This window comes from Pseudomonas fluorescens (genome assembly GCF_001648775.1).
Taxonomy (GTDB): Bacteria; Pseudomonadota; Gammaproteobacteria; order Pseudomonadales; family Pseudomonadaceae; genus Aquipseudomonas; species Aquipseudomonas fluorescens_M.
In genome coordinates, this window is the sequence record NZ_LVEJ01000008.1 from 160,961 (window position 1) to 172,482 (window position 11,522).

The window sequence follows — 11,522 nt, forward strand, 5'->3', positions numbered from 1 at the left end:
CATGGCCACTGCCGAAAATACCCAAGCTCAAGGCAACACCCCGGACACCGGCAACCCGCGCAAACGCAAAGTCATGCTGCTGGTGCTCGCCGTTGTCGTCGCGCTCGCCTGCGCCGGCGTCTGGGCGTATCACGAGTTCATCGGGCGCTTTAACGAAAGCACCGACGACGCCTACGTCAACGGTAACGTCGTCGAAATCACCCCATTGGTGACCGGCACTGTGGTCAGTATCGGTGCTGACGATGGTGATCTGGTTCACGAAGGCCAGGTGCTGATCAACTTCGACCCGAACGACGCTGAAGTCGGCCTGCAAAGTGCGCAGGCGAAACTGGCGCGCACTGTGCGTCAGGTGCGCGGCTTGTACAGCAACGTTGATGGCATGAAAGCCCAGGTCAACGCGCAACAGGCCGAAGTGCAGAAAGCCCAGGACAACTACAACCGCCGGAAAAACCTCGCGCAGGGCGGGGCGATTTCCCAGGAAGAACTGTCCCACGCTCGCGACGACCTGACCTCGGCGCAAAACGCCTTGGCCAACGCCAAACAGCAACTGAAAACCACCAGCGCGCTGGTCGATGACACCGTGGTGTCGTCGCACCCGGACGTGATGTCGGCCGCTGCCGATTTGCGTCAGGCGTACCTGACCAATGCCCGCAGCACCTTGATCGCGCCAGTCACCGGTTACGTTGCCAAACGCACCGTGCAACTCGGTCAGCGTGTGCAGCCGGGCACGGCGTTGATGGCGGTCATTCCGCTGGATCAGCTGTGGATCGACGCTAACTTCAAGGAAACCCAACTGCGTGACATGCGCATCGGTCAGCCGGTCGATATCGAATCCGACATCTACGGTAGCGACGTGAAGTACAGCGGCACTGTCGACAGCCTCGGTGCGGGTACTGGTAGCGCGTTTGCCTTGCTGCCGGCGCAGAACGCCACCGGTAACTGGATCAAAATCGTTCAGCGTGTGCCGGTGCGGATTCACATCAACGCCGAAGAACTGGCCAAACATCCACTGCGCGTCGGTCTGTCGACCAATGTTGAAGTGAACCTGCACGACCAGAGCGGCCCGGTATTGGCACAGCAGCCTCCACAAAAGGCTTCGTTCAGCACCAACGTCTACGACCGCCAACTGGCCGAAGCCGACGCGATGATTGCGCAGCTGATCCACGACAACAGCGCTGCGGTGAGCAAAACCGCGCAACGCTGAGATCACACCTGACCCTGTGGGAGCGAGCTTGCTCGCGAAAGCGGTGTGTCATTCAGCATTGTTTTGTCTGACAGGCCGCCTTCGCGAGCAAGCTCGCTCCCACAAGAGGGCGGCGTCAACCTGGGTTTCATAGGATTCACAATGAGCAATAACGCCTCTTTCACGCCGCCCAGCCTGTTGCTCAGCACCATCGGCCTGTCGCTGGCGACGTTCATGCAAGTGCTCGACACCACCATCGCCAACGTGGCGCTGCCGACCATTTCCGGCAACCTTGGGGTGAGTTCGGAGCAGGGCACTTGGGTGATCACCTCGTTCGCCGTGAGCAACGCGATTGCGCTGCCGCTGACCGGTTGGCTCAGCCGCCGTTTCGGCGAGGTAAAGCTGTTTTTGTGGGCCACCATTTTGTTCGTGCTGGCCTCGTTTCTCTGCGGTATCTCGACGTCGATGCCGGAACTGATCGGCTTCCGTGTGCTGCAAGGCCTGGTCGCCGGGCCGTTGTACCCGATGACGCAAACCCTGTTGATCGCGGTTTATCCGCCCGCCAGGCGCGGCATGGCCCTGGCGTTACTGGCGATGGTCACGGTGGTCGCGCCGATTGCAGGTCCCATTCTCGGTGGCTGGATTACTGACAGTTACAGCTGGCCGTGGATCTTCTTTATCAACGTGCCGATCGGCATCTTTGCAGTGATGGTGGTGCGTTCGCAACTGGCCAAACGTCCGGTGGAAACCAGCCGTCAGCCGATGGATTACGTCGGCCTGATCACGCTGATTATCGGCGTCGGCGCGTTGCAGGTGATCCTCGACAAGGGCAATGATCTGGACTGGTTCGAGTCGAACTTCATCATCATCGGCGCGGCGATTTCGGTGATCGCGCTGGCAGTGTTCGTTATTTGGGAAATGACCGATCAGCACCCGGTGGTGAATCTGCGGCTGTTTGCCTATCGCAACTTCCGCATCGGCACGCTGGTGTTGGTACTGGGTTACGCCGGGTTCTTCGGCATCAACCTGATCCTGCCGCAGTGGTTGCAGACGCAAATGGGCTACACCGCGACCTGGGCCGGTCTGGCCGTGGCGCCGATCGGCATTCTGCCGGTGCTGCTGTCGCCGTTTGTCGGCAAGTACGCGAACAAGTTCGACCTGCGTTTACTGGCCGGGCTGGCGTTTCTGGCGATTGGCTTGAGCTGCTTTATGCGTGCCGGATTCACCAATGAAGTGGATTTCCAGCACATCGCGCTGGTGCAGTTGTTCATGGGCATTGGTGTGGCGCTTTTCTTTATGCCGACCTTGAGCATTTTGATGTCGGACTTGCCGCCGAGCCAGATTGCCGATGGCGCGGGTCTTGCCACATTCTTGCGGACGTTGGGCGGTAGCTTTGCGGCGTCGCTGACCACGTGGATCTGGATTCGCCGGGCGGATCAGCATCATGCGTATATGAGTGAGAGCATCAGCACCTATGAGCCGGCCACGCGGGAAGCCTTGAATCAGTTGGGCGGGGCGAGTAACCCGGCGTATGCGCAACTCGATCATGTGCTGACCAGTCAGGCGTACATGCTCTCCACCGTGGATTACTTCACGTTGCTGGGTTGGGGGTTTATGGGGTTGATTCTGATTGTGTGGCTGGCGAAACCGCCGTTTGCTGCGAAGGCAGGGCCGGCGGCTTCCGGGCACTAAGGTCAAGAGCCCCTCACCCTAACCCTCTCCCGGAGGGAGAGGGGACTGATTGAGGTGTTCTTTCGAAGTACACCGACTTGCGATACCGAGCCGAACTCAGGTTTTGAAAAGCATAGAGATCGGCTCCCTTTCCCCCTCGCCCCCTTGGGGGAGAGGGCTGGGGTGAGGGGGTGGCGATCTTCAGCCGTGCGGCAAAGCCAGCGGCGGGGCGAAGTCGAACGGTGCCAAGGCGTAGCCGCTTTCATCCACCTGCAACGCCCACCCCTGACGATCCCAATCCCCCAGCACAATCCGCTTCGCCGCCTGCTCACCGAGCTGCAGCTTGTGAATCGCCGGGCGGTGGGTGTGCCCATGAATCAGGGTTTTTACCCCGTATTCCTGCATAATCCGCGGAATCTCCTCCGGCGTGACATCGACAATGTCGTTGGCCTTCATCCGCGTCTGTGCCTTGCTCTCATTGCGCAGTTTGCGCGCCAGTTTATGGCGGCTGCTCAGCGGCAGGTTGCGCAGGATAAACAGGGTGATCGGGTTACGCAGATAGCGGCGCAGCTTCATATAGCCAACGTCGCGGGTGCACAGGCTGTCGCCGTGCATCAACAGCACCGGCTCGCCGTAAAACTGCACGACACTCGGATCCTTCAACAACGTACAGCCGGCCTGCTTGCAGAAGGCCTTGCCGAGCATGAAGTCGCGATTGCCGTGCATCAGAAAAATCGCCGTGCCGCTGTCGCTCAATTCGCGCAGGGCCTGGCAGATGGAACGCTGGAAGGGCGTCATGGCGTCGTCGCCAATCCACGCTTCGAAGAAGTCGCCGAGTATGTACAACGCACTCGCCGAGCGGGCGCGTCCGGCGAGCAAATCCAGAAACGCCCGGGTGATGTCCGGGCGCTCCTCTTCCAGATGCAAGTCTGAAATCAGCAATATCACGCTTCGATGATCTCGGCTTTCTCGATGATCACGTCGTCTGCTGGTACGTCCTGGTGGCCGGCCTTGGAAGTGGTCGAAACACCTTTGATCTTGTCGACAACGTCAGTGCCGGCGGTGACTTTACCGAATACCGCGTAGCCCCAGCCCTGAGTGTTCTTGCCGCTGTGGTTGAGGAAGGTGTTGTCGGCAACGTTGATGAAGAACTGCGCGGAAGCCGAATGCGGCTCCATGGTGCGAGCCATGGCAACGGTGTACTTCTCGTTGGAAAGACCGTTGTCCGCTTCGTTCTGGATGCTTGGACGCTTGTCTTTCTTTTCTTTCATGCCTGGCTCGAAACCGCCGCCCTGGATCATGAAGTTACCGATGACGCGGTGGAAAACGGTGTTTTCGTAGTGACCGGCGTTGACGTACTCGATGAAGTTGGCGACGGTGATCGGCGCCTTGTCAGCGTTCAGTTCGATGACGATGTCGCCATGATTGGTGGTCAATTTAACTTGAGTCATGATCGCTACTCTTTATAAGGAATTCGTGGTTCTGGGACATTCAGCCCCACAACCGGTTCAGCCTGCTTCGGCCAAGGTGCGCAGTTTAGCGTGACAGACGCGAATTTCGAGGCTGTTTTTCAATTCCCGGCGATTAAATGCGCTCCTTTATAGGCCGTGCTCTGTCAGCCCCTTGACAGCATCGGCTATGATAGCGGCTTTGTTTTGTCTGGCCCCTCTGCGGCCGCGCACCTGTAAGTCAAGGATCCTATGAGCAAGCCCACTGTCGACCCTACCTCGAATGCCAAGTCCGGCCCTGCCGTGCCGGTCAATTTCCTGCGGCCGATCATCCAGGCAGACCTGGACTCGGGCAAGCACACGCAGATCGTCACCCGTTTCCCGCCTGAGCCCAACGGCTACCTGCACATCGGCCACGCCAAGTCGATCTGCGTGAACTTCGGCCTGGCCCAGGAGTTCGGCGGCGTCACGCACCTGCGTTTCGACGACACCAACCCGGCCAAGGAAGACCAGGAATACATCGACGCGATCGAAAGCGACGTCAAATGGCTGGGCTTCGAATGGTCCGGCGAAGTGCGCTACGCCTCGCAGTATTTCGACCAGTTGCACGACTGGGCCGTCGAGTTGATCAAGGCTGGCAAGGCCTACGTCGACGACCTGACCCCCGAGCAGGCCAAGGAATACCGTGGCAGCCTGACCGAGCCGGGCAAGAACAGTCCGTTCCGCGACCGTTCGGTGGAAGAGAACCTCGACTGGTTTGCGCGCATGCGTGCCGGTGAGTTCGCCGATGGCGCCCGCGTGCTGCGCGCGAAGATCGACATGGCCTCGCCGAACATGAACCTGCGCGACCCGATCATGTATCGCATCCGCCACGCCCATCACCACCAGACCGGTGACAAGTGGTGCATCTACCCGAACTACGACTTCACCCACGGTCAGTCGGACGCCATCGAAGGCATCACCCACTCGATCTGCACCCTCGAGTTCGAAAGCCATCGTCCGCTGTACGAGTGGTTCCTCGACGCACTGCCAGTGCCGGCGCACCCGCGTCAGTACGAGTTCAGCCGTCTGAACCTCAACTACACCATCACCAGCAAGCGCAAGCTCAAGCAACTGGTCGATGAAAAGCACGTCAATGGCTGGGACGATCCGCGCATGTCCACGCTGTCGGGCTTCCGCCGCCGTGGCTACACGCCGGCTTCGATCCGCAACTTCTGCGACATGATCGGCACCAACCGTTCCGATGGCGTGGTCGATTTCGGCATGCTCGAGTTCAGCATCCGCCAGGACCTGGACGCCAACGCCCCGCGCGCCATGTGCGTGCTGCGTCCGTTGAAAGTCGTGATCACCAACTACCCGGAAGACCAGGTCGAGAACCTCGAACTGCCGCGTCATCCGCAGAAAGAAGAACTTGGCGTGCGCAAGCTGCCGTTCGCCCGTGAAATCTACATCGACCGCGATGACTTCATGGAAGAACCGCCAAAGGGCTACAAGCGCCTGGAGCCGAACGGCGAAGTACGTCTGCGCGGCAGCTACGTGATCCGTGCCGACGAAGCGATCAAGGACGCCGACGGCAACATCGTCGAACTGCGTTGCTCGTACGACCCGCAAACCCTCGGTAAAAACCCGGAAGGCCGCAAGGTCAAAGGCGTGGTTCACTGGGTGCCGGCCGCGGCCAGCATCGAGTGCGAAGTGCGTCTGTACGATCGCCTGTTCCGTTCGGCCAACCCTGAGAAGGCTGAAGACAGCGCGAGTTTCCTCGACAACATCAACCCTGATTCGCTGCAGGTACTCACCGGTTGTCGTGCGGAGCCATCGCTTGGCAATGCACAGCCGGAAGACCGTTTCCAGTTCGAGCGCGAAGGCTATTTCGTCGCCGATTTGAAGGACTCGAAACCAGGTCAGCCGGTATTCAACCGTACCGTGACCCTGCGTGATTCGTGGGGCCAGTGATTCAGCGTCAAGGGAAATAACGTGCTAACGATCTACAACACGCTCACCAAGAGCAAAGAAGTCTTCAAGCCGCTCGATGGCAACAAGGTGCGCATGTACGTCTGCGGGATGACCGTGTACGACTACTGCCACCTTGGCCACGGTCGCAGCATGGTCGCGTTCGACCTGGTGACCCGCTGGTTGCGGTTCAGCGGTTACGACCTGACCTACGTGCGCAACATCACCGACATCGACGACAAGATCATCAACCGCGCCAACGAGAACGGTGAATCGTTCGAAGCGTTGACCGAGCGCATGATCGCCGCGATGCACGAAGACGAAGCGCGCCTGAACATCAACAAGCCAGACATGGAGCCGCGTGCCACTGATCATATTCCGGGCATGCTGAGCATGATCCAGACCTTGATCGACAAAGGTTACGCCTACGCCCCGGGCAACGGTGACGTGTACTACCGCGTCGCCAAGTTCATGGGCTACGGCAAGCTGTCGCGCAAGAAGATCGAAGACCTGCGCATCGGCGCGCGGATCGAAGTCGACGAAGCCAAGCAGGATCCGCTGGACTTCGTCCTGTGGAAAGCTACCAAACCGGGCGAGCCGAGCTGGGAATCGCCATGGGGCGCCGGGCGTCCGGGCTGGCACATCGAGTGCTCGGTGATGTCCACCTGCTGCCTCGGCGAGACCTTCGATATTCATGGCGGCGGCAGCGACCTCGAGTTCCCGCACCACGAAAACGAAATCGCCCAGAGCGAAGCGGCCACCGGCAAGACCTACGCCAACGCGTGGATGCATTGCGGCATGATTCGCATCAATGGCGAGAAGATGTCCAAGTCCTTGAACAACTTCTTCACCATTCGCGACGTGCTGGCAAAGTACCACCCGGAAGTCGTACGTTACCTGCTGGTGTCGAGCCACTACCGCAGCGCGATCAACTACTCGGAAGACAACCTCAAGGACGCCAAGGGCGCACTCGAGCGTTTCTACCACGCGTTGAAAGGCCTGCCGACTGTGGCGCCTGCTGGCGGCGAAGCGTTTGTTGAGCGTTTCACCACGGTGATGAACGACGACTTCGGTACGCCGGAAGCCTGCGCGGTGCTGTTTGAAATGGTGCGTGAGATCAACCGTCTGCGCGAGAGCGATCTCGATGCAGCGGCAGGTCTGGCGGCACGTCTGAAAGAGCTGGCGAGCGTGTTGGGTGTGTTGCAGTTGGAGGCCGATGACTTCTTGCAGGCGGGCGCTGAAGGGCGTGTCGATGCGGCTGAGGTTGATGCGCTGATTGCGGCGCGTCTGGCGGCACGGGCCGGGAAGGATTGGGCTGAGTCGGATCGTATCCGTGATCAACTGACGGCGATGGGTGTTGTGCTGGAAGATGGCAAGGGTGGGACGACCTGGCGTCTGGCTGACTGAGAGCCGTACCTGTTACAGACAAAACCCGCCGTGTGCGGGTTTTTGTTTGGCCGCGAGAAAAGCCCCTCACCCTAACCCTCTCCCAGGGGGAGAGGGGACTGAATGGGGGATGCTCAAGAAATACGCCGACCTGAAAGTTTCTCTCCGAATCCATAATCGACACAATCTTCCAGGTCGATGCACAACGCCAGACACCTCGGTCAGCTCCCTCTCCCTCCGGGAGAGGGCTGGGGTGAGAGGTGGGTGTCAAAGAGATACGCCGACTTGTACCTGCTTCGAATCCATAATCGACTGGTTTTTTCAGGTCGATGCACAACGCTAGACACCTCGGTCAGCTCCCTCTCCCTCCGGGAGAGGGCTGGGGTGAGGGGTGGGTGTCAAAGAGATACGCCGGCTTGTACCTGCTTCGAATCCATAATCGACTGGTTTTTTCAGGTCGATGCACAACGCTAGACACCTCGGTCAGCTCCCTCTCCCCCCGGGAGAGGGCTGGGGTGAGGGTTGCTTTTGACGTTCGCGTAGGTCTTGATGTCGGCAACGCGTTCAGCCGGATGCTGAGCAGCGACGATCATGTAAGGGAAACACCATGGCTAATCACTATCGCGAGCTGCTAACAACCCCCGGCGCCACCGGGTTAGTGCTCGCGAGCTCCATCGCGCGGTTACCGCAGGCAATGATCGGCATCGGCATCATCACCATGCTGGTTGAGCAAACCGGTGTGTACTGGCTGGCCGGCGCCGTGGCCGGTACGTTCACTCTGGCCAATGCGCTGCTCGGCCCGCACATCTCCAGACTGGTTGATCAACATGGTCAGAGTCGCGTGCTGCCCGTCGTCACCGCGTTCAGCATTGTCATGTTGTTGGCGCTGATCATCGCCGTCTATTTGCGCGCACCTGCCGCACTGCTGTTTGTTCTGGCGGCACTGGCGGGGACGATGCCAAGCATGCCGTCGATGATCCGCGCGCGATGGACGCAACTGTTCCGAGGCAAGCCGCAACTGCACACGGCGTTCTCGCTGGACACGGTCCTCACCGAAATGGCCTACATCGTCGGCCCGCCGCTGGCGATCGGTTTGAGCGTGAGCTTTTTCGCCGAAGCCGGGCCACTGGTCGCGGTCGGATTGCTGGCTGTCGGGGTGACGGCGTTTCTCTTGCAACGCCAGACTGAACCTAAAGTTGTCGTGGGCCACGCCAGTCATGGCGGCTCAACCCTGCTGATTCCCGGTGTACGCACCATTGTGCTGGCGCTGTTGGCGATGGGTGTCATTGGCGGAGCAATCGATGTCGCCGTCGTCGCGTTCGCCAATGCGCAGGGCTGGCCAGCGTCGGCGACCTTTATCCTCGCCGCCTATGCGTTCGGTTCGCTGGTAGCGGGCCTGACGTTCGGCGCGATGAGGGTTTCGCTGGCGATCGAAAAACAGTTTCTGATCGGGATTCTGGTCACGGCGCTGACCGGCGTGTTGCCGATTTTTGCAGCGGACGTTTATGTCCTTACAGCGACGCTGTTTATCGCCGGCATCTCGTTTGCGCCAACGATGGTCGTGGTGATGAAGCTGGGGACGATCATCATCCCGCCATCGAGGATTACTGAAGGGCTGACCTGGATGACCACGGGTATCAGCATTGGTGTTGCGCTGGGCGGCATGCTGGCGGGGCTGGTTATCGATGCCTGGGGCGCGCGGGCCGGGTTCGGCGTGGCGATTGGCGCGGGGATCATGATGGTGGTTGTTGTGCTGGTGGGATTGCGCACATTGGGGGCGGCTTCGGCTGTGCAGGTTGAGCCGGAATTTTCGCCCTCACCCTAGCCCTCTCCCGCAGGAGAGGGGACTGATTGGGGGATGTTCAAGAAATACACCGACCTGAGCGATTTGCGCCGAATCCATAATCGCCACGATGTTTCAGGTCGATGTCCAGCGCCAGACACCTCGGTCAGCTCCCTCTCCGGAGGGAGAGGGCTGGGGTGAGGGGAACGGGATTCACTCAACCTTCAATCTGCCGCAGCCGCTTGTAAAGCGTATTCCGACTCACCCCCAACCGCCGCGCCAAATGCGAAATATTCCCCCCGCAAGCCCTCAACTCCCGGTTCAACGCCTCGACATCATTCAAGTCCAGTCCCAACGGCGCCGCGCTCTCCACCGGCTCCATCTCCAGATCCACAAAAAAATCATCCGGCAAATGCTCCGGCCTCACCGGTTGCTCCTCGGCCATGGCCAGCGCCACCTGCATCACGCTGCTGACCTGACGTAAATTCCCCGGCCACGGATGCCTTTCAAACAACGCCAACACTTCCTGACTCAGCCCGGCCCACTGCGTCGGCTCACGATGCTGTTCCCACAACCGTTTAAACAATGCCTCCTTATCACTGCGCTCCCGCAGCGGCGGCAGTTCCAGCGTCAGTCCACCAATGCGGTAATACAAATCCTCCCGAAACCGCCCCAATTGCACTTGTTCACGCAAAGAGCGGTTGGTCGCCGAGATAATCCGCAAATCCACCGCAAACAACTCACTGCTGCCCACCGGCTGCACGCAACGCTCCTGCAATACCCTCAATAATCGCGCCTGTGTCGGCAACGGCATATCGCCGATTTCATCAAGGAACAACGTGCCTTTGTCCGCCTTGCGAATCAGGCCGATGCTGCCTTTCTGGTTGGCGCCGGTGAACGCGCCTTTCTCGTACCCGAACAGTTCCGACTCAACCAGTTCGGCGGGGATCGCCGCGCAGTTGACGGCAATGAACGCCTGTTTGCTGCGCGAACTCGCCTGGTGCAGGGCTTTGACGAAGACTTCTTTACCGACGCCGGTTTCGCCGTGAATCAGCAGCGGAATGTCTTTCTCCAGCAAACGCTCAGCCTGACGCACGGCTTTTTCCACGCGACTGTCGCCGAAGTGCAGGGTGTTGAGGCTGATGGCGGTGGGCGCGGCGGTTTTCGGTTCAGCAGCAAAAACGCGAGGCTGAATCGACGCCTGCTTCGGCCGCTTCAACAAACATTGAAAACGGTTACGCCCGGAGGTCTGCAAGGCAAACGGCATGCCGTCGGGCTGATTGATCAGCTCCAGCAGTGAAACCTTGAACAGACTTTCAACGCTGACCCGCGACAAACGCACGCCGAGCAGATTGTCGGCCCGCCGATTCGCCGACAGCACCTGACCGCTCTCATCAAAGATCAACAATCCGGCCCACTGACTGTCGAGGTTGTTCAATCCGGTGTTGAAAGTCAGTTGAAAGTGCTGGCCATGGAACAGGTTGAGGATCAGCCGGTTCTCCACGGTCTGGCTCATCATCTTGACCATGCCCAGCGTGTGCGAGGGCGGCAGATAGCTGTCGCTGGACACATCGAGCACCGCAATCACCTTGCGCTCGGCGTCGAAAATCGGCGCGGCGGAACCGGTCATGAAGCGGTTGGCTTTCAGAAAATGTTCATCGTGTTCAATGTGCACCGCTTGTTCGCACGCCAGCGCCGTGCCGATCGCGTTGGTGCCGCTGGTGCGTTCGACCCAGCTCGCACCGGCCTGAAATCCACGGGCCAGACTCGGCTCGATAAAGCGCTGCGTGCCCCACGACGTCAGCACCTGGCCCTGATTGTCGGCGAGCATGATCAGGCAGTTGGAGTTGCTGAGGATGTTTTCGTAATAGGGCAGGACTTCCTGGTGCGTGGTCTGCACCAGTGAATGATGGCTGTCGAGCAGATGGGCGATGCCGGCAGCGGGCAATTGATCGAAGGCCGGCGTGCTCTGGTGGTCGAGACCGAACGCGCGGCAACGTTGCCAGGACGTCTGGACGATCGCGTCGTGGGACAGCGGCGGGGCAGGTGCGGCCATGGCAGTGGGCCTCTGATGCAGCGATTTTTATTGTTGTTATGAACC

Annotated in this window: 8 protein-coding genes; 5 read left to right on the top strand and 3 right to left on the bottom strand. The window is 59.8% G+C overall.

Features of this window, described 5'->3' with window-relative positions:
• The first annotated feature begins 1 nt into the window (after position 1).
• A complete protein-coding gene (locus A8O26_RS09425; protein WP_008082123.1) occupies positions 2-1,204 on the top strand; it encodes an HlyD family secretion protein in 1,203 nt (400 codons plus the stop codon).
• A gap of 141 nt (positions 1,205-1,345) precedes the next feature.
• On the top strand, positions 1,346-2,875 hold the full coding sequence (locus A8O26_RS09430; protein ID WP_064117765.1) for a DHA2 family efflux MFS transporter permease subunit: 1,530 nt from the start codon (positions 1,346-1,348) through the stop codon (positions 2,873-2,875).
• 180 nt (positions 2,876-3,055) lie between these two features.
• On the opposite strand, the gene lpxH is transcribed toward A8O26_RS09430, so the two are convergent.
• Together lpxH and A8O26_RS09440 are read right to left on the bottom strand one after the other, a co-directional pair.
• The gene (gene lpxH / locus A8O26_RS09435) at positions 3,056-3,802 is read right to left on the bottom strand and encodes a UDP-2,3-diacylglucosamine diphosphatase (RefSeq protein ID WP_064117766.1); all 747 of its coding nucleotides are present in this window, start codon (positions 3,800-3,802) and stop codon (positions 3,056-3,058) included.
• The gene (locus tag A8O26_RS09440) at positions 3,799-4,305 is read right to left on the bottom strand and encodes a peptidylprolyl isomerase (protein WP_064117767.1); all 507 of its coding nucleotides are present in this window, start codon (positions 4,303-4,305) and stop codon (positions 3,799-3,801) included. Before A8O26_RS09440 ends, lpxH begins: the two co-directional genes overlap by 4 nt.
• Positions 4,306-4,554: 249 nt before the next feature.
• Between A8O26_RS09440 and A8O26_RS09445 the strand changes: the two genes are divergently transcribed.
• From A8O26_RS09445 to A8O26_RS09455, 3 genes are all read left to right on the top strand, one after another.
• Positions 4,555-6,255, top strand: a complete 1,701-nt coding sequence (locus A8O26_RS09445; protein WP_064117768.1) for a glutamine--tRNA ligase/YqeY domain fusion protein — start codon at positions 4,555-4,557, stop codon at positions 6,253-6,255.
• Between the two features lie 21 nt (positions 6,256-6,276).
• Complete coding sequence (gene cysS, locus A8O26_RS09450) at positions 6,277-7,659, top strand: cysteine--tRNA ligase (protein WP_064117769.1); 1,383 nt, start codon at positions 6,277-6,279, stop codon at positions 7,657-7,659.
• A gap of 586 nt (positions 7,660-8,245) precedes the next feature.
• Positions 8,246-9,463 carry an MFS transporter gene (locus tag A8O26_RS09455; protein ID WP_064117770.1) on the top strand — a complete coding sequence of 406 codons (1,218 nt, stop codon included), beginning with the start codon at positions 8,246-8,248 and terminating at the stop codon, positions 9,461-9,463.
• Between the two features lie 175 nt (positions 9,464-9,638).
• Here A8O26_RS09455 and A8O26_RS09460 read toward each other — a convergent pair whose 3' ends face one another.
• Positions 9,639-11,477: a sigma-54-dependent Fis family transcriptional regulator gene (locus A8O26_RS09460; protein ID WP_064117771.1), complete on the bottom strand. Its 1,839-nt coding sequence runs from the start codon at positions 11,475-11,477 to the stop codon at positions 9,639-9,641.
• Between the last annotated feature and the right edge of the window lie 45 nt (positions 11,478-11,522).

What these genes read in the sequence shown, in the direction of transcription:
- A8O26_RS09440 (WP_064117767.1), bottom strand. Translation starts at nt 4,305, where the DNA reads ATGACTCAAGTTAAATTGACCACCAATCATGGCGACATCGTCATCGAA.
- A8O26_RS09445 (WP_064117768.1), top strand. Translation starts at nt 4,555, where the DNA reads ATGAGCAAGCCCACTGTCGACCCTACCTCGAATGCCAAGTCCGGCCCT.
- A8O26_RS09455 (WP_064117770.1), top strand. Translation starts at nt 8,246, where the DNA reads ATGGCTAATCACTATCGCGAGCTGCTAACAACCCCCGGCGCCACCGGG.
- A8O26_RS09460 (WP_064117771.1), bottom strand. Translation starts at nt 11,477, where the DNA reads ATGGCCGCACCTGCCCCGCCGCTGTCCCACGACGCGATCGTCCAGACG.
- A8O26_RS09425 (WP_008082123.1), top strand. Translation starts at nt 2, where the DNA reads ATGGCCACTGCCGAAAATACCCAAGCTCAAGGCAACACCCCGGACACC.
- A8O26_RS09430 (WP_064117765.1), top strand. Translation starts at nt 1,346, where the DNA reads ATGAGCAATAACGCCTCTTTCACGCCGCCCAGCCTGTTGCTCAGCACC.